Genomic DNA, 23,315 nt, shown 5'->3' on the forward strand with positions numbered 1-23,315 from the left:
GCTCACTCAGCTACACCAGCGCGATGGTCGCGAAGCCGCACAGCAGCCCGACCACCCCGAGGATCAGCGCGGGCGGCAGCGGCGGAGCGTCGTACCGCCCCCGCTCGGCCTTCTCGGCCTCGTCTGCCTCGTCGGCGGCCTCCAGGACGGCTTCCAGATCTTCCGGCATCCGGTCGCCGTCGTCCTCCTGACCCATTGCCGCAGGTTATCGGGCTCCCAGGCTGCGCGCGACGGCATCGCGCACGTCGGCGTCGGTCGGCACGGCCAGGCCCTGCTCGGCGGCCAGCTCCGCGAGCGACACCATCGTGACGTCGTGCAGCCCGCAACTCGTGAAGGTGTGAAAAACGGTCATGTCCGGGTCCACGTTGATCGAGAACCCGTGGCTGGTCACGCCCCGCCGGATCCGCATCCCGATCGAGCACAGCTTCCGGCCGTCCGCGGTCCAGACCCCGACCAGGCTGCTCGCACCCTTCGGCGTGTCCCGTCGCACCAGCGGGAACCCGAGCGACCCGAGCGCGTCGATCAGCCCGTTCTCCACCCACCGCACGACGTCGACCGGCCCGCGCTGGTGCAGATCGATCACCAGATACCCGACCAGCTGACCCGGCCCGTGGTACGTCGCGAACCCACCCCGATCAACCTCCACCGCCGGAATCCCGGCCGTCTCCGCCGGCAGATCGTCGAGCACAGTCCGCGGCCCGTACGTGATCACCGGCGGATGACTCAGCAAGAACAGCCGATCCCCGGCCTTGCCTTCAACCCGCTCCTCGACCCACTCCCGCATGTCCTTCGCGGCAACGCCGTACTCCACCTCACCGAGATCAACCCGCTGCATACGTTCAGATTAGGCCGTACGGCGCGCGGTGCAGGACGTCGTAGAGGAGGCGGCGGTCGAGGAAGTTGCCTTCCGGTCGGAGCCAGGTGAGGAGTTCGTCGGCGGCGGACCGGGCGGGGAGGCAGGTGACGGCGGTGTCGGTGGTGGGGCGGGTGGTGATGCGGCCGTCGGCGGACGGGTGGACGATCAGGAAGCCGCGGACCTCGGCCGTGCGGAGGCGGCCGCGCCAGGAGGTGACGGCGGCTTCCAGCGCGGCGGCGGGGCTGTCGAGCGGCTGGCCGTTGAGGGCGAGGGATCCGTAGGCGTCGAGGGAGTACACGCCAGGCGGTCCGACCAGCGAGACGATCAGCGCGACGCGGTGGCCGTTGAGCAGCATGTGGTCGACGGCGACCGCGCCGAGTTGCGCGCCATGGACGAGCTTCGCCGCGGGCAGGGCGGTGATCACCGGATCGAGCAGGTTGGCCGTCCGCCGCTGCAGCAGGACGTCGTACGGCGTGATCGGCGCGGCCAGGGCGTCGTCGACGAGAGGCTCGCCGGGACGGCCCCACAGGTTGAACTCGTACGCCGCCGTGCGGTCGATGGCCCGGTCGAGAGCGTGCGCCTTCGACCAACGGCCGGTGAGGACCCGCGTGACCACGAGGCCCGCGAGCAGCGTGCCGACCAGAATCCGGTCCAGTGTCGTCAGGCTGTCCTTCGCGAGGAGCAGCATCGCCAGGTAGAGGACAGCTGTGAGGATGCCGAGTCCCTTGAGCAGGGCGCCGATCGGAACCCGCCTGCTCCAGTGCGGCGGAAGCGCGACGACGATCATGCCGACCAGGCCGACGCCGAGGGCGAAGTCCCAGAATCCGTGGTACTCGGTGGTGACCGCGAACCACACGATCAGTGCGGTGAGGCCCGTCAGCGCCACGAGGGCGGGAACCCGCCAGCGGCCGAAGGCCGGGCGGACCTGAACCACCCCCGCATCGACCGGTCGAGCCGAGTCGCCGGACAAGGGCTGCTCACTCGACCACGGCTGCTCGTCCGCCTGCTCCGTCGTCCACGGCTGGTCGGTCGACCAGGTCCACGTCGGCTCGGGTTCAGGCTCCGGATCAGGGTCGCGGCCAGGCCCACGGTCGTGCCAGGCGCCGGGATCGTGCCGGGAGTCGGGTCCGGGCGAGCGCAGTGGTTCGGCGGGGCGGTCGAGGCCGCGGTCGTACGCGGCGCGCTTGGCCGGGTCGGACAAGGTGTTCCAGGCGTCCTGGACGAGGCGGAAGAGCGCCGCGTTGCCGCCCTGGTCCGGATGCACCTGCCGGACGAGTTTCCGGTACGCGGACTTGATCTCGGCGGTGCTGGCCGTGCGCTCGACGTTGAGCACCTCGTAGTGATCGGCCCCGCCCACCCAAGCACCTCCGCGACACGTCCTAACGCACTGAGGGCCAGTCACCGCAGTGACTGACCCTCAATGGTGGTCGGGCTGACAGGATTTGAACCTGCGACCTCTTCGTCCCGAACGAAGCGCGCTACCAAGCTGCGCCACAGCCCGAAGTCGCGAGTAGCTTACATGGGCTCAGCGTCCGGACGAAATCGGGTTATTCCGAGGGACGAGAGTCAGCAGTGTCGCCTCCGGCCGGCAGGCGAATCTGACCGGCGCGTACGGCGACGTACCGAGGCCCGCGGACACGTGCAGCGCCGCCTGGCGACCGCCGTACCCCCAGGTGGTCAGGCCCTTCACACGGGACGTGTCGAGGTCGCAGTTCGTCACCAGGGCGCCGTAGAACGGGACGGCGAGCTGGCCGCCGTGCGTGTGGCCGGCGAGCACCAGCGGATAGCCGTCGCCGACGAAACCGTTCAGGACCCGCTGGTACGGCGCGTGCGTGACGCCGATCGACAGGTCCGCGGCCGGGTCGATCTCACCCGCGACGTCGTCGTACCGGTCGCGCTTGATGTGCGGGTCGTCGGTGCCGGCGAAGTCGAGGCGCAGGCCGTTCACCTTGAGGGTGGCCTTGGCGTTGTTCAGGTCCGTCCAGCCGGCGCCGGTGAACGCGCGGCGCATCTCCTCGTACGGCAGGTCGGGGCCGTGCGGCTTGTGCCGCTGCTTGTTCGCGGGCAGCAGGTACTTGCCCGGGTTCTTGAAATGCGGCTTCCAGTAGTCGTTGGAGCCGAACACGAACACCCCGGGCAGGTCGAGCAGGTCGCCGTACGCGCGGAGCAGCGGAGGTACCGAGTGCTCGCTCGCGAGGTTGTCGCCGGTGTTGACGATCAGGTCGGGCTCGAGCGCCGCCAGGTCGTTGACCCAGCGGATCTTCTTCTCCTGCGTGGGCATCAGGTGCAGGTCGGACAGGTGCAGCACCCGCAGCGGGGTCGACCCCTCGGGCAGCACCGGCACGGTGACTTTGCGCAGTGTGAACCAGCGCACCTCGATCCCGGCCGCGTACCCGACACACGCGGCGCCGACAGCCGTGACCGCCGCGGCGGTCTTCAGGGCGGTCCTCGCGATACTCATTTCACCAGCCTGCCACAATCTCAGGTATGTCCAACTCCGGAATGAAGCAGCGCCTGCACGACGACATGACCGCCGCCCTCAAGGCGCGCGACGAGATCCGCAAGTCGACGCTGCGGATGGCGCTCACCGCGATCACCAAGGCGGAGGTGGCCGGCAAGGAGGCCCGCGAACTCAGCGACACCGAGATCGTCGACGTGCTGAGTTCGGAGGCGAAGAAGCGCCGCGAGTCCGTCGTCGCGTACCGCGAGGCCGGCCGCGCCGAGCTCGCCGACAAGGAACAGGCCGAGGCGGACATCCTCGCCGAGTACCTGCCCGAGCAGCTCACCGAGGACGAGATCAAGGCTCTGGTGACCGAGACCATCGCCGCCACCGGCGCCGCCGAGCTCGGCCCGCGCGGCATCGGCAAGGTCATGGGAGCCCTGCAGCCCAAGGTCAAGGGCAAGGCCGACGGCGCCGTCGTCTCCGCCGAGGTCAAGCGCCAGCTCGGCGCCTGATCACACAAGACTGAGGGCCTCGTCCGTGGTGGACGAGGCCCTCAGTGCTGTCAGCCGTGGCCGCGGCCGCCGCAGTTCGGGTACTTCGGGTTCCAGGGCGGGCAGTTCGGGTTGATCGTTGTCGGCGGTGGTTTCGGGGTGTTGGTGGTCGTCCCCGGCTTCGGCTGGTTCTTCTGGCTGCCGTTGGAGACGTAGATCGTCACCAGCGAGCCGGCGGGGGCGCCGTCACGCTGTCGCGGGTCGGTGTACGCGACGGTGCCGGCGGTCTCCTCGGAGTTCACCGTGCCGGAGGCGATCGCGACCTCAAAGCCCGCCTGGCGCAGCTTGTTCGCGGCGTCCTCCGGGTTCATGCCGTTCACGAACGGCAGGTCCTTCACGTTGCCGCGCTCGATCAGGCTGGACGGCGCGACGAACTTCGTCGTCGGGTAGCCCTGCAGGGCCGCCTTCATCGCGGCCTCCCAGATCGGTCCCGCGGTCCCCGAACCGGACGCGTCGTGGATCGGCTTGCCGTTGAGGGTCTGGCCCTGCAGTTCGGTGTACGGCGGGGAGGCGTCGGCCACGGTGGCGGCAGCTGCGAGCTTGCTCGAGTAACCGGCGTACCAGACGGCCTTGGCCTCGTTGATGGTTCCGGTCTTGCCGGCCAGGTCGCTCTTGCCGAACTTCAGCTTGCTGCCCGTACCGCCGGTCTCCATGACCTGGTGGAGTACGGCATTGACGCCGTCGGCGACCTCCTGCGAGATGGCCTGCTTGCATTGCGCGCCGGGGATGCTCACCGACTTGCCCGCCGAGTCCTTCACCGAGGTGATCAGCCACGGCTGGCAGTACATGCCGCGGGCGGCGAAGGCGGCGTACGCGTTGGCCAGCTGCAGCGGCGAGATCTGGTCGATGCCGAGCGTCATCGAGGGAACCTGCCGGAGCGGTTCGCCGGACTGGGCCTGGTACATCCCCAGGGCGCCGGCGATCTTGGCGATCGAGCACAGACCCGTTCGCTGCGAGAGCTGCAGGAAGTAGGTGTTGGTCGACTTCTGCGCCGCCTCGATCATGGTCGGGATCGGCACGTTGGTCGTCGAGTTCTTCGGGTCGTAGGCCTCGAGAATCTTGTACGGGCCGCTGCAGGTGCTGAACGTCTGGCCGCCGAGGTGGATCGGGCTCGGCGAGTTGATCTTGTAGTTGAGCGGGATGCCCTTCTGGATCGCCGCCGCGATCGTGAACGCCTTCATCGTCGAGCCGTTCTGCCAACCGCCGAACCCGCCCGGGTAGGTCTTCGGGACGTTGTAGTTGTACGACGTCTGGCCGCGCTTGCTGCCGTAACCACGGCTCTGCGCCATCGCCTTCACCAGACCCGTGCCCGGCTCGACGATCGTGATCGCCGCGACCGCTCGGTCGGTGGTCTGGGAGTGCGTGTCGATCGAGCGCTGCGCGTCGGCCTGGATCTTCGGGTCGAGCGACGTCCTGATGGTCAGGCCCGCGGTCTTGATGTAGTTCGCGCGGTCCGCCGTCGTCTTGCCGAAGGCCGGGTTGTCCTCGAGCAGCGAGACGACGTACTCGCAGTAGAACGGGTACGCGCCGTTCGCGCAGCCCAGCTTGTTCGGGCGGACCTTGGCCGGGTCGATGACCGGGGTCTTCAGGGCCGAGTTGGCCTGGGCGACCGAGATGACGTGCAGCTCGAGCATCCGGCGGATCACCACGTCGCGGCGGTCCTTGGCGCGCTTGGCGTTGTTGGTCGGGTCGTAGCCGGTCGGGTTCTTCACCAGACCGGCCAGCATCGCGGCCTGCGGCAGGGTCAGCTGGGACGCGTTCACCGAGAAGTAGTGCTGGGCGGCGGCCTGGATGCCCCAGGCGCCGTCGCCGAAGTTGGCGAGGTTGAGGTACTTCTCCAGGATCTCGTTCTTCGAGTACTGCTTCTCGACCGCGATCGCGTACCGCAGCTCGGCGACCTTGCGCTGGTAGGTGTCGGCGGTCGCGGCGGCCACCTCGGCCGGCGTCTTCGCCTTCTCGACCAGGCTGATCTTCACGTACTGCTGGGTGATGCTCGAACCGCCCTGCTGCACCGAGCCCGACGACTGGTTCTGCAGCAGCGCGCGCAACGTGCCCTTCGCGTCCAGGGCGCCGTGCTCGTAGAACCGGTCGTCCTCGATCGCGACGATCGCCTTCTGCATGATCGGCGCGACGTCCTTGAGCTTGACCGGGACCCGGTTCTGCTCGGCGAGGGTGGCGATGACCGACCCGTCGGCGGCCAGGATGGTGCTCTTCTGCTTCAGCGGCACCTCGTCGAACTGCTGCGGCAGGTCCTGCAATGTGTCGGAAGTCTTCTCCGTGGTGAACCCGGCCAGCCCGGCCAGGGGGATCGCGAGACCGGCGGCCAAGGCCCCCGACAGCACGCTCACCCCGAGGAACAGAACCACAGATTGGACGACTCCCCGGTCGCCCTTCTCCCTGACGCGCATGGTTGTAAAGACTACGGGATCAGCTTTTCGGGTTACCGCTGCGCGTGTGATTTCGGTCACGCACGCTGGACAAAGTTCATCCGAAAGGACGAGGGCCCGGGCAGCTGCCCGGGCCCTCGTTCGGTACGGCGTTACGCGGCGTACTGGTGGCTCTGCACCTCGGCCGGCTCCAGCGCCAGATCCAGCACCTCGCGGACGTCGCTCACCGGGTGCACGGTCAGCTCCGCGAGCACGGACGCCGGCACATCCTCCAGGTCCGGCTCGTTCCGCTTCGGGATCAGGATCGTGGTCAGCCCGGCCCGGTGCGCGGCGAGCAGCTTCTGCTTCACGCCGCCGATCGGGAGCACCCGTCCGGTCAGCGACACCTCACCGGTCATCGCGACCTCCGAGCGGACCGGCCGCCCGGACAGCAGCGACGCCAGCGCCGTCGTCATCGTCACACCCGCCGACGGTCCGTCCTTCGGGACCGCACCGGCCGGCACGTGGATGTGGGCGTTCCGCTCGGCCAGGTCGCCGACCGGCAGCCCCAGCTCCGCGCCGTGCGAGCGCAGGTACGACAGGGCGATCTGCGCCGACTCCTTCATCACGTCACCGAGCTGTCCGGTCAGCGTGACCCCGGTCGGGCCGGTCTCCTTGTCGGCCAGCGACGCCTCGACGAAGAGCACGTCACCACCCGCACCGGTCACCGCCAGCCCGGTCGCCACGCCCGGAAGCGCCGTCCGCTCGGCCGACTCCGGGGTGAACTTCGGCGAACCCAAGTACTCCTTCAGGTCGGTCGAACCGATCGTCAGTCTGCCCAGATCCTCGCCCAGGGCGAGCTTGGCCGTCACCTTCCGCAGCACCCGCGAGATCGAGCGCTCGAGCTGCCGTACGCCGGCCTCCCGGGTGTACTCACCCGCGAGCACCCGCAGCGCCGAGTCCTCGATCGTCACTTCGTCCGCCGTCAGGCCCGCCCGCTCCAGCTGACGCGGGAGCAGGTGGTCACGGGCGATCGTGACCTTCTCGTCCTCGGTGTACCCGTCCAGCTGCACCAGCTCCATCCGGTCCAGCAGCGGCGCCGGGATGGAGTCCAGCACGTTCGCCGTGGCCAGGAACACCACGTCGGACAGGTCCAGCTCGACCTCCAGGTAGTGGTCCCGGAAGGTGTGGTTCTGCGCCGGGTCCAGGACCTCCAGCAGCGCGGCCGTCGGGTCTCCCCGGTAGTCCGCACCGACCTTGTCGATCTCGTCCAGCAGCACGACGGGGTTCATCGAACCCGCCTCGGTGATCGCGCGCACGATCCGGCCCGGCAGCGCACCGACGTACGTCCGCCGGTGACCGCGGATCTCGGCCTCGTCGCGGACACCGCCCAGCGCGACCCGGACGAACTTCCGCCCCATCGCCCGCGCCACGGACTCACCCAGCGAGGTCTTGCCCACGCCAGGCGGACCGACGAGTGCCAGGACGGCGCCACTGCGGCGGCCGCCGACGACACCGAGACCACGGTCCGCACGACGACGCCGTACGGCCAGGTACTCCGTGATGCGCTGCTTCACGTCGTCCAGACCGGCGTGGTCCGCGTCCAGCACGGCCCGCGCCTCGCGGATGTCGTAGCTGTCCTCGGTCCGCTCGTTCCACGGCAGCTCGAGGACGGTGTCCAGCCAGGTCCGGATCCAGCCGACCTCGGGGGACTGCTCCGCGGTCCGCTCCAGCTTGTCGACCTCGGCGAGCGCCGCCTTCTTGACGTGCTCGGGCAGGTCGGCAGCCTCGACGCGGGCCCGGTAGTCCTCTTCCTCGGACTCGGCCTTGCCGTCCAGCTCGGCCAGCTCCTTGCGGATCGCGGCCATCTGCTGGCGCAGCAGGAACTCCCGCTGCTGCTTCTCCATACCCTCCTGGACGTCCTTCTGGATCGTCTCGGAGACCTCGAGCTCGGCGAGGTGGTCCTTCACCCAGCCGATCAGCTTCTCCAGCCGCTCGGAGACGTTCGCGTTCTCCACCAGCCAGGACTTCTGCTCGGTGCTCAGGTACGACGCGTAGCCGGCCAGGTCGGACAACTCCGCCGGGTCGTCGACGCCCTTGATGGAGTCGATGACCTGGTAGGCGCCGCGACGCTGCAGCACCGAGGTGGTCAGGGTCTTGTACTCGCGGGCCAGCTCGGCGGAGCGGTCGTCGGTGATCTCGTGCATCACCGTCGCGCCCACCCAGAGCGCGGCACCCGGACCGGTGGTCCCGGCGCCGATCCGGACCCGCTGGGCCCCACGGATCACGGCCGCCTGGGCACCGCCCGGCAGCCGGCCGATCTGCTCGATCTCACCGAGCGTCCCGGCCTTGGCATATTTCCCGTCCAGCCGCGGCACCAGCAGCACCTGGTCCTGCCCAGCGGCCTGCGCGGCATCGATCGCCGCCCGGGCCTCGCTGTCGGCGAGTCGGACCGGCACGACCATCCCCGGTAGGACCACCACGTCGTCCAGCGGCAGAACAGGAAGATTCAACGTATCGGTCACGCTGTCACACCCTTTTCAAGATTGAGTCTGACAGGCTCAACCACAGGTGTAAGCAAGTAATTCCCGGGATCCTGCGCGTTCGCTGTGAGTGAAAATTCAAGCAGTCAGCAGGTCGCCGATCTGGCGTAGGCCGGTGAGGTCGTGGACGTCGTCGGCGAGAGCGGGGACCTCGACGGTGCGGATCGCGCGGTGGCCGCGGCGGAAGCGGTCGGCGCGCTTGTGGTCGCCGACGACCTGCTGCATCTTGTCCGCGTGCAGCCGCAGGACGGCGGCCGTCAGCGGCGACTTGTCCGCTTCTTCCAGCTTCTCGGCTGCGGCGAGTGACCGCTCGGTCGACAGTTCCGGCGCCTGCGTGTTCGTCACCCGGTTCAGCACGACGCCGGCCAGCGGCATTCCCTCGGCGCGCAGCCGCTCGGCGAAGTACGACGCCTCGCGCAGCGCGTCGTTCTGCGGTGAGGCCACGACCAGGAACGCCGTGTGCGGCTCCCGGAGCAGCGCGACCGTCTGCTCGGCCCGCTGCCGGAACCCGCCGAACAACGTGTCGAAGGCGGCCACGAACGTCTGTACGTCGGTCAGCACCTGGGCGCCGAGCACTTTGTTCAGCACCGACATCGCCATGTTCACCCCGGCCGACATCAGCCGGAACGGACCTTTCGCCGGCGCCAGCAGCAGCCGGAGGAATCGGCCCTCCAGGAGTGACGCCAACCGCTCCGGCGCGTCCAGGAAGTCCAGCGCCGACCGCGACGGGGGAGTGTCCACGACGATCAGGTCCCAGTCGCCGGTCCGCTCGGCCTGCTTGTGCAGCTGCCCGAGCTTCTCCATCGCCATGTACTCCTGGGTGCCCGCGAACGACGAGGAAAGCGCTTGGTAGAAGGGATTCGCGAGGATCTGCTCGGCCTTCTCCGGCGTCGCGTGCTGCAGCACGACGTCGTCGAACGTCCGCTTCATGTCCAGCATCATCGCGTCCAGCCGGCCGCCGTTCGCGGCGTCGACCTCGGCCACCGCCCGCGGGGTGTTGTCGAGCTCGGTCAGCCCGAGCGACTGCGCCAGTCGGCGCGCCGGGTCGATCGTCAGCACGACGACTTTCCGCCCGCGTTCCGCGGCCCGCAGCCCGAGCGCGGCCGCCGTGGTCGTCTTCCCGACCCCGCCGGCGCCGCAGGTGACGACTATCCGGGTCGTGGGGTCGTCGATCAACGCGTCCAGGTCGAGCTCGGTCATGCCCGGAACTCCTCTGCCAGATCGAGCAGCGTGCCCTGGTCGATGCCCTCCGGCTGCAGCATCAGCTCCGTCACTTTCTTGCCCAGGGCATCGACCCGGTCCCGGTTCTCGCGTTCGAGCCCGACCCGGATGGCATGGTCGTGGGCCTCCGCGGCCAGCGTCCGCACCAGGTCGGCGCCGATCGTGATCCCGGCCGCCTTCAGGCCCCGGGTGAGTTCGGCGGTGGGCAGCTTCTCCTTCACCGCCAGGGCGAGCGCGTCGTCGTCGAGCGGGCTGTGCCGGACCATGTTCACCACGACCGACCCGATCCGCAGGCCCAGCGCCTCCAGTTGCTCGAACGCGTCGAGGGTCTCCTGGACCGGCATCTCCTCGAGCAGCGTGACCAGGTGGATCCGGGTCACGTCCGAGCGCAGCATGCCCATGATCGCGTCCGCCTGATTGCGGATCGGCCCCACCTTGGCGAGTCCGGCGACCTCGGTGTTCACGTTCAGGAACGGAGCGATCCGCCCGGTCGGCGGCGCGTCCAGCACCACGGCGTCGTACGCGAGCCGCCCGTGCACCTTGCGGCGGGTCGCCTCGTAGACCTTGCCGGTCAGCAGGACGTCGCGGAGCCCGGGCGCGATCGTGGTGACGAAGTCGATCGCGCCGACCTTCTCCAGTGCCTTCCCGGCGCGGCCGAGGTGGTAGTACATGTCGAGGTACTCCAGCAGCGCGGCCTCGGCGTCCACGGCCAGCGCGAACACCTCTCCACCGCCGGGCCCCTGCGCGATCCGGCGCTCGACGTACGGCAGGGGCGGTACGTCGAAGAGCTGCGCGAGGCCCTGGCGCCCCTCGACCTCGACGAGCAGGACGCGCTTGCCTTCCTCGGCCAGCGCGAGTGCCATGGCGGCCGCGACCGTGGTCTTCCCGGTGCCGCCCTTGCCGGTCACCACGTGCAGTCGCGCCATACGTCCCAGGGTAGGGCGTGGTGCAGGACACACCGTTCCTGACCGGGGCGATGGGGCGGGGAAGGTCTCGGTACAGTCCCCTTCATGAAGAAGTTCGAGTACTTCACCGCGCCGCTGCTGGTCCACTCGACCAAGGAGATCCTGGACAACTTCGGCCAGGACGGCTGGGAGCTGGTCCAGGTGATCCCGGGCCTCAACCCGGAGAACCTGGTCGCGTACTTCAAGCGGGAGATCGAGGACAAATGAGCCACCCCGAGGAGAAGCTCGCCGAGCTCGGCCTGAAGCTGCCCGAGGTGGCCAAGCCGGTCGCGGCGTACGTCCCGGCGGTCCGGACCGGTGACCTGGTCTACACGTCCGGCCAGCTGCCGCTGCGCGAGGGCACGCTGATCGCCACCGGCAAGGTCGGCGACGCCGTCACGCCCGAGGTGGCCAGCGAGTGCGCCCAGCAGTGCGCGCTGAACGCGCTGGCCGCGGTCAAGGCGGAGATCGGCGACCTGGGAGGAGTGAAGCGGATCGTGAAGGCGGTCGCGTTCATCGCCTCCACGCCCGACTTCACCGGCCAGCCGCAGGTCGCGAACGGCGCGTCCGAGCTGTTCGGCCAGGTCTTCGGCGAGGCCGGCCAGCACGCCCGCAGCGCCGTCGGCGTCCCGGTCCTGCCACTCGACGCCCCGGTCGAGGTCGAGCTGATCGTCGAGGTCAACTGATCCACCGCCACACACGCAAGGCGAGGCGACCGGCCCGAGCCGGTCGCCTCCGCAGCCTGCCGTCCGAGCGCTCAGCCAAGCCGTGCGACGCCCTCCGCGTGCCGTTCCGGGAGCCGCGGTGCGTGATCTGAAGTCGCAGCTGATGACCGGCCGGATGGCCGAGGTGGCGCTCGACTACGCCCGCGGCGACCGAACACCGGTAGCACCCCGCCCCGCCTCCACCGTCATCCTCCTCCGCGACGCGCTCAGCGGTGGGCCGGAGGTCTATCTGCTGCGGCGGCAGCGGACGATGGCTTTTGCCGCCGGGATGACGGTGTTTCCCGGCGGGCGGGTCGACGCGACCGACTCCACCGTGGCGGACTCGTGGTCCGGCCCCTCGCCTGCCTGGTTCGCGGAGCGGCTCGGGTGTTCGGCGGAGACCGCGGCGGCGTACGTCGCGGCGGCGGTGCGGGAGACGTTCGAGGAGTCCGGCGTACTGCTGGCCGGCCCTTCGGCGGACTCGGTCGTCGGCGACACCACCGGCGCCGGCTGGGAGGCCGACCGGGTCGCGCTGGAGTCCCGGGAGCTGGGATTCTCGGAGTTCCTGCACCGGCGCGGTCTCGTGCTTCGGGCAGACCTGCTCGGCCCGTGGGCGCACTGGATCACGCCGGAGTTCGAGCCGAAGCGGTACGACACTGCGTTCTTCGTCGCCGCCCTCCCGTCCGGGCAGGTCACGCGGGACGTGACGAGCGAGTCCGACCAGGTCACCTGGATCCGCCCGGCGGACGCGGTCGCGGCCGTCGATGCGGGCGAGGTCCTGATGCTGCCCCCGACGTACGTCTGCTGCCACGAACTCTCGCAGTACGACGACGTGGCCGCGATCCTGGACGCGGCCGGCGAGCGGGCGATCCGGGCGATCATGCCCACCGTTCGTGTCGACGGCGACCAGGCCTATCTGGAGACCACATGAACGTCACCGAGTACGCCAGCCTGGTGCGGGCCGACAACCCCGGCCCGATGACGCTGGACGGCACCAACACCTGGATCCTGCGCGCCCCGGACGGGGAGCGCTCGGTGGTGGTCGACCCCGGCCCGCTGCTCGAGGACCACCTGCGCGCGGTCCTGGACGAGTCCGGCCAGGTCGCCGTCGTCCTGCTGACGCACAAGCACCCGGACCACTCCGAGGGCGCCGCGTGGTTCGCCAACCAGGCCAGCTGCGGCGTCCGCGCGGTCGACCCGGCGTTCCGCATCCCGACCGACCACGCGCACGGCCTGGCCGAGGGCGACGTGATCACGGTCGACGGCCTCCGCGTCGAGGTGCTCCCGACGCCGGGCCACACCCTGGACTCGGTGTGCTTCTGGCTCCCGCAGGACGGCTCGCTGCTCACCGGCGACACGGTCCTCGGCCGCGGTACGTCGGTGGTCGCGCACCCGGACGGTGCCCTGGGCCCGTACCTCGACTCCCTCGAACGCCTCCGGGCCTTCGCCAACACCCCGGCCGGCGTCCTGCGCCTGCTCCCCGGCCACGGCCCCGTCGTGGACGACCCCACCGGCGTCCTCACCTATTACCTGGACCACCGCCGGGAACGCCTCGACCAGGTCCGCACCGCGATCGCCGAGGGCCACACCACCCCCGAGTCCATCGTCGAACACGTCTACGCCGACGTGGACAAAACCCTCTGGCCCGCCGCCGAACGCTCGGTGCGGGCCCAGCTGGACTACCTCACCCAACCCTGACCCCAAACTGCCATTTGGCTGGCAGACCCATCAATTTCGCTGGCTGACCCAGGAGCTTTGGGGTTCTGCACCCTGATTGCGGGTGGAGAACCCCCAACCTCGCTGGCCAACCACTCAAATCGGTTATCCACAGGACGGCTGAGGGGAGCCCGCGCGGGGGCGACAGCGGCGATGCTGGGAGGGTGAAGTCAACGCTCCAGTCCGTTGCGGCCCGGCAGGGCGGCGTGTTCAGTCGGCGGCAAGCCCTCGATGCCGGCTGGACGCCTGAGCAGATCCACGAGCGGCTCCGCACCGGTCATTGGGAACGAGTCCGCCACGGACAGTACGCCGAGCGGACCGATCTTCTGCACCTGCAGCCATGGGACCGTCACATCTACCTGCACCGGCGTCTGGTCCACGCAGCCATGAATTCGATGCGTCCAGGGACAGCGGTGGTCAGTCATCACTCCGCGCTCGTCATGCACGGCCTGCCGGTCTGGGGCGCCGACCTCGCCGAGGTGCAGCTGACCAGATCGGCCGGCTGGCGGAGCGGGCGGATGGCAGGAGTCAGGCACCACCGCGGGCAGTTGACCGGTGCGGATCTCGACGAGGTCGACGGCTTGGCCGTCACCGCGGTCGCGCGGGCCTTGGCCGAGACCGCCGGTACGTCGTCGTTCGAGGCGGCTGTGGTGAGTGCGGACGCCGTACTGCGCAGCGGGCGCGTTTCCCCCGACGACCTGCATCGCGTGCGCGAGTTCACCGAGTTCTGGCCGGGCGGGCCGAACATCCGGTCCGCGCTGGCGTTCGCCGATCCGCTGGCCGAATCGGTCGCCGAGTCTCGGCTGCGGGTGTTGATGCACCTCGAAGGGCTGCCCGAACCGGTCCTCCAAGCCGTGTTCCATGACGCCGCCGGCTTCGTCGGTCGGGTCGACTTCTATTTTCCCGAGTTTCGGACGGTCGTCGAGTTCGACGGCCTGACGAAGTACACGGACCGCGACGTGCTGATCGACGAGAAACGCCGCGAGGACCGGTTGCGGGCTCTAGGGCTCCAGGTGATCCGGCTGACGTGGGCCGACCTGGAGCAGCCGGCCCGCACCGCGGCAACTATCCGCGAGGCGTTCGCTCGAGCACGCCGTACGTCGCTCGCTGGTTGACCACCCAAGTAACGGGTTCTCCACCCTGAACCCGGGTGCAGAACCCACCAGCTCGCTGGTTAGCCAGCCAAATGCGGTGGTTAGCCAGCCAAATGCGGGCGGGGTCGGTCAGCGGGCGCGGCGCTGGAGGCGGTCGACGTCGAGGAGGACGACGGAGCGGGGCTCCAGGCGGACCCAGCCGCGGGAGGCGAAGTCGGCGAGGGCCTTGTTGACGGTCTCGCGGGAGGCGCCGACCAGTTGGGCGAGCTCCTCCTGGGTGAGGTCGTGGTGGACGTGGACGCCGTCGTCGGCGGTGCGGCCGAAGCGGCTGGCGAGGTCCAGGAGGGCCTTCGCGACCCGGCCCGGTACGTCGGAGAAGACCAGGTCGGCGACCACGTCGGAGACCTTGCGGAGCCGGGAGGCCAGCTGCAGGAGCAGGCCGCGGGCGACCGCCGGGCGGCCGTCGAGCCAGCGGAGCAGCTCGTCGTGGGTCAGCGACATCAGCGAGGCGTCGGTGACGGCGGTGACGGTCGCGGACCGCGGTCCCGGGTCGAACAGCGACAGCTCACCGAACATCTGTCCCGGCCCGAGCACGGCGATCAGGTTCTCCCGGCCGTCGGCGGAGGTGCGGCCCAGCTTGACCTTGCCCTCGACCACGATGAACAGCCGGTCACCGGAATCACCCTCGTGGAACAGCACCTGGCCGCGGCGCAGCCGGCTCTCGGTCATCGAGGCTGCCAGCGCGTCGGCCGCCTCGTCGTCGAGCTGACTGAACAGCGGTGCCTGTCGGAGCACTGCGGCATCCACTTCTGGGCCTCCTAGGACCTTCGACCACGACTCCGGACGTGGGATCGGCCACGTCCGTCGACCGATATGTGTACACCCGGTCGCCACAAAACCGTAGCCCCTCGGGTGTCGGCACCGCCACGTAGGCCCGTCCGGACTCGCCGGAGCACTCTCCAGGACGCCTCCCGGATCCGCCCGGCGCCTGTCGGTGGCCGGACGTAGGCTGGCCTCCATGCCGACCCAGCGTGTCGAGGCTCCCGCCTCTGCCGAATCAGCCGTCCTGGTCCCGCTGAAACTCCCCCGCAAGGCCCCGGTGTTCGTCGAGGAGACCCACACCCAACTGGTCCGCCGGGCGCGGAAGATGCACAAGGTGCTGACCGAGACCTACCCGGACGCGCACTGCGAGCTGGACTTCACCACCCCGCTCGAGCTGCTGGTGGCCACCATCCTGTCCGCCCAGACCACCGACGTCACGGTGAACAAGGTGACCCCGGCCCTGTTCGCCAAGTACCCGACCGCCCAGGCGTACGCCGAGGCGGACCGGGACGAGATGGAGGCGATCCTCAAGCCGACCGGCTTCTTCCGGGCGAAGACCAACAGTGTGATCAAGCTCGGCCAGGCCCTGGTCGACGACTACGACGGCGTCGTGCCGAACAAGCTGGACGAGCTGGTGAAGCTCCCCGGCACCGGCCGGAAGACCGCCAACGTCGTCCTCGGCAACGCGTTCGGTGTCCCTGGGATCACCGTCGACACCCACTTCGGCCGCCTGGTCCGCCGGTTCGGCTGGACCGCAGAGGAGGACCCGGTCAAGGTCGAGCACATCGTCGGCGACCTGTTCCCGAAGAAGGACTGGACGATGCTGTCGCACCGGCTGATCTTCCACGGCCGCCGCCGCTGCCACGCCAAGAAGCCGGCCTGCGGCGCCTGCCCGATCGCCCAGTGGTGCCCGTCGTACGGCGCCGGCCCCACCGACCCCGAGACCGCCGCGAAGCTGGTGAAGACCCCAGCATGAGATCCGGTACGCCGCTCCGCAGCCCGCGGCCGTCCCTCGTCGGGGCGGTCGCGTTGGTGCTGTCGGTGACACTGGCGGCGTGTGGATCGGAGCGAGCCGATGACAGCGGTACGCCGTCGTCCGGGCGGACCGCGGTGGCGGGTGCGGACAAGCTCGAGGCGTGCCCGGCCGCGCCCTCGAAGCCGCCGGTCGGCAACGGACTGCCGGACGTCAGCCTGCCGTGCCTCGGTTCCGGTCCCGATGTCCGGCTCGCCGACCTACGGGGGCCGCTGGTGATCAACGTATGGGCGCAGTGGTGCGGACCGTGCCGCGACGAGGCGCCGTACCTGGCCGCGCTCGCGAAGTCGGGCAAGGTGTCGATGCTCGGGATCGACTACGACGACCCGCGGCCGGAGCTCGCGGTCACGTTCGCGAGCGAGGAAGGCCTGGCGTACCCGCACGTGGTCGACCGGGACAAGGCGATCCAGCGCGCGCTGAAGGTCGGCGGTCCGCCGTTGACGGTCTTCGTCGACGGCGACGGCGCGGTCGCGTACGTGCACCGCGGCGTACTCACCTCCCAGCAGCAGCTCGACCAGCTCGTCGAAGACAAGCTGGAAGTGACCCCATGATCTTCTCCGACGTGGGGATCCCGGACTGGCTGCGGCCGTTGGCCAAGGCGTCCGAGGATGTGGATCCGAACGTGCTGTCCCGGTTCCTGCCGCCGGACGACCCGTCGGTGCGCAAGTCCGCCGTGCTGATTCTGCTTGCCGAGGGCAACGACGGTCCGGAGGTGCTGCTCACCGAGCGGGCCTGGACGCTGCGCAAGCACGCCGGGCAGATGGCGTTCCCGGGCGGCGGCGCGGACCCGGAGGACGGCACCGGCGACAGCGGTCTGGTCCGGACGGCGTTGCGGGAGGCCGAGGAGGAGACCGGCCTCGACCCGGACGGTGTGGTGCCGTTCGGGATCTGGCCGGCGCTGTGGGTTCCGGTGAGCAACTTCGGTGTATCGCCGGTGCTGGCCTGGTGGCGGGAGCCGTCGCCGGTCGCGGTCGTGGACCCGGCCGAGGTCGCGTCCGTGCACGAGGTGCCGATCAGCGCGCTCGCCGACCCGGCGAATCGGATCAGTTGCCTGCACCCGAGCGGCTTCACCGGCCCGGCGTTCACGATCGGCAACCTCTACATCTGGGGCTTCACGGCCGGTCTGCTCGACAAATTGCTGCAGCTCGGCGGTTGGTACCGCGACTGGGACCCCTCGCACGTCGTACCGTTGCCCGACCGGCTGGTCGAGGCGGCCTGGCGGAGCGAGGGGCGACGGCCGGCGGACGTTCGCCGGATGACAGCGATCGAGCACGACCTCGGCCATACGCAGGGTCCCGAGCCGGAAGGTGTGGAGTGAGCAAGCTCGACTGGGCGTTGCTGATCGTCACAGCGCTGGTGGCGATCTCGGGATACGTCGAGGGATTCGTACTGGGCGCCTGCGCCACGATCGGCCTGCTCGGCGGCGCCGCGCTCGGCGTCTGGGGCGTGCCGAAGGTCCTGGACAACTTCTCCCCGAGCGTGACGGTCTCGTTCGTGGCGCTGGTGCTCGTCGTCCTGCTCGCCTCGATCGGGCGAACACTCGGGGCCCTGGTCGGCTCCCGGGTCCGGAACAAGCTGTCCTGGAAGCCGATCCGGTTCCTGGACGCGCTCGGCGGCGCCGCGCTGGCGGCCGCGTCGGTGCTGATCGTCGCCTGGGTGCTCGGTGTCGCGGTGAGCGGCGCGCGGATCCCGAGCGTGACGTCGGCGGTCCGCGGTTCGCAGGTGCTGGCCAAGACCGACGAAGTCCTGCCGGACAGCGCCGACCGCGCACTGCAGTCGTTCAACGACGTGGTGAACACGGACCTGTTCCCCCGGTTCCTGGACCCGTTCGTCCCGGAGCGGATCCGGGAGACGCAGCCACCGGACAGCGCGATCGCGCGGCAGCAGTCCGTCCGGGACGCGTACAGCCGGATCGCCAAGGTCACCGGCGTCGCCAGCTGCTCGCGTGGACTCGAGGGCAGCGGTTTCGTGTACGCGCCCAAGCGCGTGATGACGAACGCGCACGTGGTCGCCGGGGTCAGCTCGCCGCGGGTCGAGGTGGGCGGCAAGAAGTACGACGCCAAGGTCGTGGTGTTCGACCCCGAGACCGACATCGCCGTGCTGTATGTGAAGGACCTGAGCGAGTCGGTGAAGCCGCTGGCGTTCGACCTCACCGGCAAGGCCGACGACCCGGCGGTCGTGCTCGGCTACCCGGAGAACGGTCCGTTCGACTCCGAGCCGGCCAGGATCCGCTCGGAGGAACGGCTCCGCGGCCCGGACATCTACGGTGACAAGACGGTCACCCGCGAGGCGTTCTCGATCTGGGCCTCGGTCCGGCCGGGCAATTCCGGCGGCCCGCTGCTGTCCGCCAAGGGCGTCGTGTACGGCGTGGTGTTCGCGGCCTCGGTCGAGGACAACCGCACCGGCTACGTCCTCACCGCGCAACAGGTCGCGGCCGACGCCCGCGCCGGAGCCGGGGCCACGCAAGAGGTCTCCACCCAATCCTGCACGTGATGCAGCACCTTCCGCCGGTCGCCGCATTGAAGAGGTGTGACGGTGACTTCGCTGGACGACGTGGTGCGCTCGACGGAGCATCGGCTGCTGCGCCTGGCGCTGATGTTGTCCGGGAGCAGACACAACGCTGAGGACCTGGTCCAGAGTGTGCTGGCCCGGGCCCACCGGCAGTGGGAGCGGATCGGCGGCCTCGAGCGTCCCGAGGCGTACCTGCGGACCATGGTGGTCAACGAGTACCTCGGGTGGCGGCGGCTGCTGAAGAACCGCGAAGTGCCGCTCGCCGAGCCGATCGAGCGTCCGGCGGACTTCGACCTCGGCGCCCGGCAGGCGCAACGCGACGCCACCTGGCGGCTGCTCACCCGGTTGCCGCGCAAGCAGCGCGCGGTCCTGGTCCTGCGGTACTACGAGGACCTTGCGGACTCCGACATCGCCGAGATCCTCGGCGTGAGCCCCGCCACCGTCCGCTCGAACGCCGCCCGCGCCCTGGCGACCCTGCGCGACCACCTGTCCGCCGAGGAGGCGAACTGACATGCCCAAGCTGACCGACGACGAACTCGGCGACCTGCTCCGCGAAACCTTCGCCGACCACGAGCACCTCGCCGACTACCTGCCCGAGGTAGCGGAGCCGCCGCGACACCGTGGTCCGCTCCCGGTCCTGCTGGCCGCGGCCGCCGTACTGGCGATCCTCGTCGGGGCCCTCTACGGCGTCAGCCGGGTCGGGGCCGTCGACTCAGCGCCACCGGCAGCAACCCCGGCGCCGACGCGGACCGCCTATGACGACTCGCTGATCTGGAGCGCCTCTCTCGAGACCTTGCTGCGCAGCGTGAAGCCGAATCCCGGCGCCTGGCAGTCGGTGATCCTGCTGGACGGGGCCGAGGTCGGGACGGCGCGCGCCCGCAAGGGACCGCCGATCTCCGCGGACCAACGGGAGATGATCACCTCCTCGCTGCGCAAGATCGCACCGCTCCGGTTCGGCGGGGACATGCAGCCGGCGCCACCGACGTGCCGGGACAACCGGGTCGGAGTGGTGGAGATCGCCGATGTGGTCGACAAGGGAGACCACGTCGAGGCCTGGGTGAGTCTGAACCACGACTGCAACCACTGGAAGGCCGCGACGTACCGCGTGGAGCACCGGGGCCCAAGCTGGGTGGTCACTGCGACTGTGTCGTCGACTTCGGCGAGCTGGTAGCGCGCAGCCAGTCGAGCAACACGCGGTTGAAGGTGTCGGGCGTCTCTTCGTGCGGGAAATGGCCGGCGGTGGTGATGAGTTCGTGGCGGAGCGGTGCGCTGACCAGGTCCGGGGGTGTGGTCGCGGTCGGGGACACCGCGGCGTCCTGAGCGCCTTGGAGTTGCAGGACGGGTACGGCGACCGGTGTGCGCATCTTCGCGGAGTACTTCCGCCCGTCCGGCCGCAAGCGGGACCGGGCGAACCAGCGGTGGTACTCGAGCGCGCAGTGCGGCGCCGGCCAGACCTGCAGCGCGGCCCGGTAGCGGCGCGACGCTTCCGCGTCGGGGAACGTCCCGCCCGGTGCGGCCCAGGCGCGGAGCAGGCGCTCGATGTGGATCCCGTCGTGCGCGAGCAGCCGGCGCTCGGGAAGGATCGGCAGCTGGAACCACGCGCTCCGCGTCAACGCCTTCGTCTGCCCGGACCGGGTCAGCAGCAAGGGGTGCGGCGCCGACACGGCGGCCAGTCCACGGACCTGTCGCGGCGTCAGGACGGCGGCCGACCACCCGATGAACCCGCCCCATCCGTGCCCGACCAGCACGGCATCCGTCGCGCCGAGCGAGCGGATCACCCCGGACACGTCCGCCGCCGCGGTGTACGGGTCGTAGCCGCGCGGCGTCTTGTCGCTGGCGCCGTATCCCCGCAGGTCCATCGCCACCGCGCGGAACCCGGCTGCCGCGACGACGGGCAGCTGATGCCGCCAGGCCCACCAGAATTCGGGGAAGCCGTGCAGGAACACGACGAGCGGATCGTCCGCCGCACCACATTCCGCGACGTGGAACCGGGCCCCGTTGGCCGCGACCAGCGAGTGCGACCAGGGGCCGTCGACCAGCAGGTCGACGACTCCAGCCGGGCTCAGCGCCGTACGCCTGGCTCGGGCAGGGCCGGGTGCTCCTCGGTGCCCTTGCCGATCGCCTTCAGGACCTCGACCGACTCCTTCGCGCTGTCGATCGTGCGCTGCGGACCCTTCGCGCTCTTCAGCGCGCGCATCCCGACCAGCACCAGGATCACGCCGATCAGCAGGTACGCGCCGGCCACGATCAGGAACGCGATGGCCGGGTGCAAGCCGGCCGCGGTGAGCCCGTACGCCGCGGCGATGCTCAGCAGGATGATCGCGAGCAGCGCGAGGAACCCGGCCGCCGCGAACATCCCGGCTCCGGTCCCGGCCGCTGCCGCAGTCTTCTTCAGCTCGGTCTTCGCCAGCTCCACTTCGCTGCGAACCAGGCTGGACAGATCCTTGCTGACGTTCGCGACCAGCTGACCGACCGTGGGCTCGTCCCCGTTCTGTCCCATCGACATCGCAACTCCTTCCCGCACGTCCGTGCCCCGACACTACAGTCCGTGCCGCCGGTCAATCGGCGTACGCGCGGTTTCGGCGAGCCAGCAACAGCGACGCGATCAGTGCGGCGGCCACCGAGGCGATCAGGACGGCGGCCTTCGCGCGCTCGACCTGGCCAGCGTCCGACCCGAACGCGAGCTGCGCGATCAGCAGCGCGACCGTGAAGCCGATACCGGCCAGCACCGACACCGCGCCGACGTCGCGCCAGGCCAGATCGGAGTTCAGCTCGGCCCGGGTGAAGCGGGCGGTCAGCCACGATCCGCCGAACACCCCGATCGACTTCCCGGCCAGCAGCCCGGCGGCCACGCCGATCGCGACCGGGTCGGTCAGCAGCTGCCGTACGGCGCTGCCGCTCAAGGTCACCCCGGCGGCGAACAGCGCGAACAGCGGTACGGCGACGCCCGCGGACCACGGCCGCAGCCGGTGCTCGATCCGCTCGGCCGGCGCGTGCTCCTCACCGGGATCGGCGACCACGCGGGTGACCAGGCCGAGCGCGACGCCGGCGATCGTGGCGTGGATGCCCGACTCGTGCATGAACCACCAGGCCGCGACCGCGATCGGCACGTACAGGAACGGCGTCCGGACGCGGCGGCGCTGGAGCAGGTACCAGAGGGCGATCAGGGCGATCGCGGCGAGCAGCGGGAGCAGGTGGAATCCGTGCGAGAAGAACACGGCGATCACCAGGATCGCGCCGAAGTCGTCGACCACCGCCAGCGTCAGCAGGAACGCCCGCAGCGCGCTCGGCAGCGACGAGCCGACGATCGCCAGGACGGCGAGCGCGAAAGCGATGTCTGTCGCCGTCGGCACTGCCCAGCCCTGCGGTCTGCCGTCGTCCGCGACCAGGTTGACGGCCAGGTAGATGATTGCCGGAAGCACCATTCCGGCGATCGCCGCGACCACCGGCACGACCGCCTCGTTGAGCTTCGACAGCGTGCCGACCACCAGTTCGCGCTTGAGCTCGACGCCGGCCAGGTAGAAGAACAGCGTCAGTGCTCCGTCGGACGCCCACGCCTCGACGCTCAGCGGGCCGAGCTCGGCGTCGCTCAGGTGGTGGTACGCGTCCTGCCAGGGGGAGTTCGCCCAGACCAGCGCGACCACCGTGGCCGCGAGCAACAACAGGCCGCCGGTCGTCTCGGCGCGCAACGTCTCGGCGAGGAACGCCCGCTCGCGCCCGAGGATGCGGGGAAAGGCGCGCTTCTTCTGCCGGATCCGAGGGTGCTGGCTCATCTCGGCCCTTCGTTTCGGGGTCGGTCGGACGGACGCCGACCAGACTTCCCGGCACACCTGCCGAGGATTTTACCCGGTGATCCGCGCGGCCAGCGCCTCGAAATCCGGAACGACGTGATCCGGCGTGCTGAACACCGTCGGGTACGGCGTTTTCCGCCGGTCGACGTAGAAGCCCTGGAGGCCGGCCCGCTGAGCGCCGTCGATGTCCCACGGGTGGACCGCGGCGAGGCCCATGCGGTCGACGGGTACGCCGCAGACCTCGGCGGCGTGTCGGTAGGCGTCCGGGTGCGGTTTCCATCGCTGCGGCGCCGACACGTCGAGCCGGTGCTCGAGGAACGGCAGGATTCCGCCGTTTCTGAACACGTTTTCCGACATCGCCGCCGCGCCGTTGGTGAGCGTGACGATCCGGACGCCCGCGTCGTGGATCCGCCGCAGCCCCGGTGCGACGTCCGCATGCAGCGGCAGCCGGGTGAACCCGGACAGCACGTTCTGGACCGTTTCCGCGCTCGGTTCGATCCCCGCGGCGACGAGTTGGTCCGTCAGCAGGTCGGCGGCCACGTCGCGGAAAGCGGCGTAGGCGTCGACCGCGGTCAGCGCGAACCCGTCCCGCAGGGTCGCCGCGAACCACGCATCGAGGCCGTGCCGCGGCAGCCCGGCCGCCGCGAACCCGTCCCGCAGCGGCTCCATGTCGGTCAGGGTCTCGTTGACGTCGAGCACCAGCACGTCGATCATCACGGC

General features: G+C 70.1%; 25 protein-coding genes and 1 tRNA gene. 12 read left to right on the forward strand and 14 right to left on the reverse strand.

Going from position 1 to position 23,315, the window contains the following annotated elements; genetic code table 11:
* Nucleotides 1-10: 10 nt before the first annotated feature.
* From ABZX12_RS41705 to ABZX12_RS41725, 5 genes are all read right to left on the reverse strand, one after another.
* A complete protein-coding gene (locus ABZX12_RS41705; RefSeq protein WP_355701021.1) occupies nt 11-196 on the reverse strand; it encodes a hypothetical protein in 186 nt (61 codons plus the stop codon).
* 9 nt (nt 197-205) lie between these two features.
* The gene (gene lipB / locus ABZX12_RS41710) at nt 206-835 is read right to left on the reverse strand and encodes a lipoyl(octanoyl) transferase LipB (RefSeq protein ID WP_355701022.1); all 630 of its coding nucleotides are present in this window, start codon (nt 833-835) and stop codon (nt 206-208) included.
* 4 nt (nt 836-839) lie between these two features.
* A complete protein-coding gene (locus ABZX12_RS41715; RefSeq protein WP_355701023.1) occupies nt 840-2,213 on the reverse strand; it encodes a J domain-containing protein in 1,374 nt (457 codons plus the stop codon).
* Nucleotides 2,214-2,280: 67 nt separating this feature from the next.
* Nucleotides 2,281-2,357 (reverse strand) — tRNA-Pro (locus ABZX12_RS41720).
* A 24-nt stretch (nt 2,358-2,381) separates the two neighbouring features.
* A complete protein-coding gene (locus tag ABZX12_RS41725; protein ID WP_355701024.1) occupies nt 2,382-3,317 on the reverse strand; it encodes a metallophosphoesterase in 936 nt (311 codons plus the stop codon).
* Nucleotides 3,318-3,343: 26 nt separating this feature from the next.
* Between ABZX12_RS41725 and ABZX12_RS41730 the strand changes: the two genes are divergently transcribed.
* Complete coding sequence (locus ABZX12_RS41730) at nt 3,344-3,811, forward strand: GatB/YqeY domain-containing protein (RefSeq protein ID WP_355701025.1); 468 nt, start codon at nt 3,344-3,346, stop codon at nt 3,809-3,811.
* A 50-nt stretch (nt 3,812-3,861) separates the two neighbouring features.
* On the opposite strand, the gene ABZX12_RS41735 is transcribed toward ABZX12_RS41730, so the two are convergent.
* The 4 genes from ABZX12_RS41735 to ABZX12_RS41750 form a co-directional block, all read right to left on the reverse strand.
* Complete coding sequence (locus ABZX12_RS41735; RefSeq protein WP_355701026.1) at nt 3,862-6,258, reverse strand: transglycosylase domain-containing protein; 2,397 nt, start codon at nt 6,256-6,258, stop codon at nt 3,862-3,864.
* 131 nt (nt 6,259-6,389) lie between these two features.
* On the reverse strand, nt 6,390-8,741 hold the full coding sequence (gene lon, locus ABZX12_RS41740) for an endopeptidase La (protein ID WP_355701027.1): 2,352 nt from the start codon (nt 8,739-8,741) through the stop codon (nt 6,390-6,392).
* Nucleotides 8,742-8,837: 96 nt separating this feature from the next.
* The gene (locus ABZX12_RS41745; protein ID WP_355701028.1) at nt 8,838-9,959 is read right to left on the reverse strand and encodes an ArsA family ATPase; all 1,122 of its coding nucleotides are present in this window, start codon (nt 9,957-9,959) and stop codon (nt 8,838-8,840) included.
* Nucleotides 9,956-10,906 (reverse strand): ArsA-related P-loop ATPase, encoded by a 951-nt coding sequence (locus tag ABZX12_RS41750; protein WP_355701029.1) that lies wholly within the window; start codon nt 10,904-10,906, stop codon nt 9,956-9,958. Before ABZX12_RS41750 ends, ABZX12_RS41745 begins: the two co-directional genes overlap by 4 nt.
* A gap of 84 nt (nt 10,907-10,990) precedes the next feature.
* Here ABZX12_RS41750 and ABZX12_RS41755 point away from each other — a divergent pair, with 84 nt between their 5' ends.
* From ABZX12_RS41755 to ABZX12_RS41775, 5 genes are all read left to right on the forward strand, one after another.
* Nucleotides 10,991-11,152: a hypothetical protein gene (locus tag ABZX12_RS41755; RefSeq protein ID WP_166679940.1), complete on the forward strand. Its 162-nt coding sequence runs from the start codon at nt 10,991-10,993 to the stop codon at nt 11,150-11,152.
* On the forward strand, nt 11,149-11,610 hold the full coding sequence (locus ABZX12_RS41760) for a RidA family protein (protein WP_355701030.1): 462 nt from the start codon (nt 11,149-11,151) through the stop codon (nt 11,608-11,610). The genes ABZX12_RS41755 and ABZX12_RS41760 overlap by 4 nt, the downstream gene beginning before the upstream one ends.
* Nucleotides 11,611-11,728: 118 nt before the next feature.
* Nucleotides 11,729-12,559: an NUDIX hydrolase gene (locus ABZX12_RS41765; protein ID WP_355701031.1), complete on the forward strand. Its 831-nt coding sequence runs from the start codon at nt 11,729-11,731 to the stop codon at nt 12,557-12,559.
* Nucleotides 12,556-13,326 (forward strand): MBL fold metallo-hydrolase, encoded by a 771-nt coding sequence (locus ABZX12_RS41770; protein ID WP_355701032.1) that lies wholly within the window; start codon nt 12,556-12,558, stop codon nt 13,324-13,326. The genes ABZX12_RS41765 and ABZX12_RS41770 overlap by 4 nt, the downstream gene beginning before the upstream one ends.
* A 182-nt stretch (nt 13,327-13,508) precedes the next feature.
* Nucleotides 13,509-14,459 carry a type IV toxin-antitoxin system AbiEi family antitoxin domain-containing protein gene (locus ABZX12_RS41775; RefSeq protein ID WP_355701033.1) on the forward strand — a complete coding sequence of 317 codons (951 nt, stop codon included), beginning with the start codon at nt 13,509-13,511 and terminating at the stop codon, nt 14,457-14,459.
* A gap of 108 nt (nt 14,460-14,567) precedes the next feature.
* Here ABZX12_RS41775 and ABZX12_RS41780 read toward each other — a convergent pair whose 3' ends face one another.
* Complete coding sequence (locus ABZX12_RS41780; protein ID WP_167203704.1) at nt 14,568-15,245, reverse strand: Crp/Fnr family transcriptional regulator; 678 nt, start codon at nt 15,243-15,245, stop codon at nt 14,568-14,570.
* Nucleotides 15,246-15,456: 211 nt separating this feature from the next.
* Here ABZX12_RS41780 and nth point away from each other — a divergent pair, with 211 nt between their 5' ends.
* Genes nth through ABZX12_RS41810 form a run of 6 tightly spaced genes read left to right on the forward strand, consistent with a single transcriptional unit; the run spans nt 15,457 to nt 19,975 of the window.
* Entirely contained in the window at nt 15,457-16,236 is a 780-nt protein-coding gene (gene nth / locus ABZX12_RS41785) for an endonuclease III (RefSeq protein ID WP_355701034.1), read from the forward strand.
* Nucleotides 16,233-16,844 (forward strand): TlpA disulfide reductase family protein, encoded by a 612-nt coding sequence (locus ABZX12_RS41790; protein WP_355701035.1) that lies wholly within the window; start codon nt 16,233-16,235, stop codon nt 16,842-16,844. Before nth ends, ABZX12_RS41790 begins: the two co-directional genes overlap by 4 nt.
* The gene (locus tag ABZX12_RS41795; protein ID WP_355701036.1) at nt 16,841-17,611 is read left to right on the forward strand and encodes a CoA pyrophosphatase; all 771 of its coding nucleotides are present in this window, start codon (nt 16,841-16,843) and stop codon (nt 17,609-17,611) included. Before ABZX12_RS41790 ends, ABZX12_RS41795 begins: the two co-directional genes overlap by 4 nt.
* Entirely contained in the window at nt 17,608-18,786 is a 1,179-nt protein-coding gene (locus ABZX12_RS41800; protein WP_355701037.1) for a MarP family serine protease, read from the forward strand. The genes ABZX12_RS41795 and ABZX12_RS41800 overlap by 4 nt, the downstream gene beginning before the upstream one ends.
* A gap of 42 nt (nt 18,787-18,828) precedes the next feature.
* A complete protein-coding gene (locus tag ABZX12_RS41805; RefSeq protein ID WP_355701038.1) occupies nt 18,829-19,314 on the forward strand; it encodes a SigE family RNA polymerase sigma factor in 486 nt (161 codons plus the stop codon).
* Nucleotide 19,315: 1 nt separating this feature from the next.
* The gene (locus tag ABZX12_RS41810) at nt 19,316-19,975 is read left to right on the forward strand and encodes a hypothetical protein (RefSeq protein WP_355701039.1); all 660 of its coding nucleotides are present in this window, start codon (nt 19,316-19,318) and stop codon (nt 19,973-19,975) included.
* On the opposite strand, the gene ABZX12_RS41815 is transcribed toward ABZX12_RS41810, so the two are convergent.
* From ABZX12_RS41815 to ABZX12_RS41830, 4 genes are all read right to left on the reverse strand, one after another.
* Nucleotides 19,938-20,750 (reverse strand): alpha/beta hydrolase, encoded by an 813-nt coding sequence (locus tag ABZX12_RS41815; protein ID WP_355701040.1) that lies wholly within the window; start codon nt 20,748-20,750, stop codon nt 19,938-19,940. The genes ABZX12_RS41810 and ABZX12_RS41815 overlap by 38 nt on opposite strands.
* A gap of 116 nt (nt 20,751-20,866) precedes the next feature.
* Complete coding sequence (locus tag ABZX12_RS41820; RefSeq protein ID WP_355701041.1) at nt 20,867-21,310, reverse strand: phage holin family protein; 444 nt, start codon at nt 21,308-21,310, stop codon at nt 20,867-20,869.
* 52 nt (nt 21,311-21,362) lie between these two features.
* Complete coding sequence (nhaA, locus tag ABZX12_RS41825; protein ID WP_355701042.1) at nt 21,363-22,577, reverse strand: Na+/H+ antiporter NhaA; 1,215 nt, start codon at nt 22,575-22,577, stop codon at nt 21,363-21,365.
* A 69-nt stretch (nt 22,578-22,646) separates the two neighbouring features.
* Nucleotides 22,647-23,309 carry a haloacid dehalogenase type II gene (locus tag ABZX12_RS41830; protein ID WP_355701043.1) on the reverse strand — a complete coding sequence of 221 codons (663 nt, stop codon included), beginning with the start codon at nt 23,307-23,309 and terminating at the stop codon, nt 22,647-22,649.
* Nucleotides 23,310-23,315: the final 6 nt, after the last annotated feature.

Source organism: Kribbella sp. NPDC003505 (assembly GCF_040610875.1).
Taxonomy (GTDB): Bacteria; Actinomycetota; Actinomycetes; order Propionibacteriales; family Kribbellaceae; genus Kribbella.

Bases quoted from the DNA above. Each gene is read 5' to 3' on its own strand.
- ABZX12_RS41705 (WP_355701021.1), bottom strand. From the start codon at position 196: ATGGGTCAGGAGGACGACGGCGACCGGATGCCGGAAGATCTGGAAGCC.
- lipB (WP_355701022.1), bottom strand. From the start codon at position 835: ATGCAGCGGGTTGATCTCGGTGAGGTGGAGTACGGCGTTGCCGCGAAG.
- ABZX12_RS41725 (WP_355701024.1), bottom strand. From the start codon at position 3,317: ATGAGTATCGCGAGGACCGCCCTGAAGACCGCCGCGGCGGTCACGGCT.
- ABZX12_RS41730 (WP_355701025.1), top strand. From the start codon at position 3,344: ATGTCCAACTCCGGAATGAAGCAGCGCCTGCACGACGACATGACCGCC.
- ABZX12_RS41735 (WP_355701026.1), bottom strand. From the start codon at position 6,258: ATGCGCGTCAGGGAGAAGGGCGACCGGGGAGTCGTCCAATCTGTGGTT.
- ABZX12_RS41745 (WP_355701028.1), bottom strand. From the start codon at position 9,959: ATGACCGAGCTCGACCTGGACGCGTTGATCGACGACCCCACGACCCGG.
- ABZX12_RS41750 (WP_355701029.1), bottom strand. From the start codon at position 10,906: ATGGCGCGACTGCACGTGGTGACCGGCAAGGGCGGCACCGGGAAGACC.
- ABZX12_RS41755 (WP_166679940.1), top strand. From the start codon at position 10,991: ATGAAGAAGTTCGAGTACTTCACCGCGCCGCTGCTGGTCCACTCGACC.
- ABZX12_RS41760 (WP_355701030.1), top strand. From the start codon at position 11,149: ATGAGCCACCCCGAGGAGAAGCTCGCCGAGCTCGGCCTGAAGCTGCCC.
- ABZX12_RS41770 (WP_355701032.1), top strand. From the start codon at position 12,556: ATGAACGTCACCGAGTACGCCAGCCTGGTGCGGGCCGACAACCCCGGC.
- nth (WP_355701034.1), top strand. From the start codon at position 15,457: ATGCCGACCCAGCGTGTCGAGGCTCCCGCCTCTGCCGAATCAGCCGTC.
- ABZX12_RS41790 (WP_355701035.1), top strand. From the start codon at position 16,233: ATGAGATCCGGTACGCCGCTCCGCAGCCCGCGGCCGTCCCTCGTCGGG.
- ABZX12_RS41795 (WP_355701036.1), top strand. From the start codon at position 16,841: ATGATCTTCTCCGACGTGGGGATCCCGGACTGGCTGCGGCCGTTGGCC.
- ABZX12_RS41810 (WP_355701039.1), top strand. From the start codon at position 19,316: ATGCCCAAGCTGACCGACGACGAACTCGGCGACCTGCTCCGCGAAACC.
- ABZX12_RS41820 (WP_355701041.1), bottom strand. From the start codon at position 21,310: ATGTCGATGGGACAGAACGGGGACGAGCCCACGGTCGGTCAGCTGGTC.
- nhaA (WP_355701042.1), bottom strand. From the start codon at position 22,577: ATGAGCCAGCACCCTCGGATCCGGCAGAAGAAGCGCGCCTTTCCCCGC.
- ABZX12_RS41830 (WP_355701043.1), bottom strand. From the start codon at position 23,309: ATGATCGACGTGCTGGTGCTCGACGTCAACGAGACCCTGACCGACATG.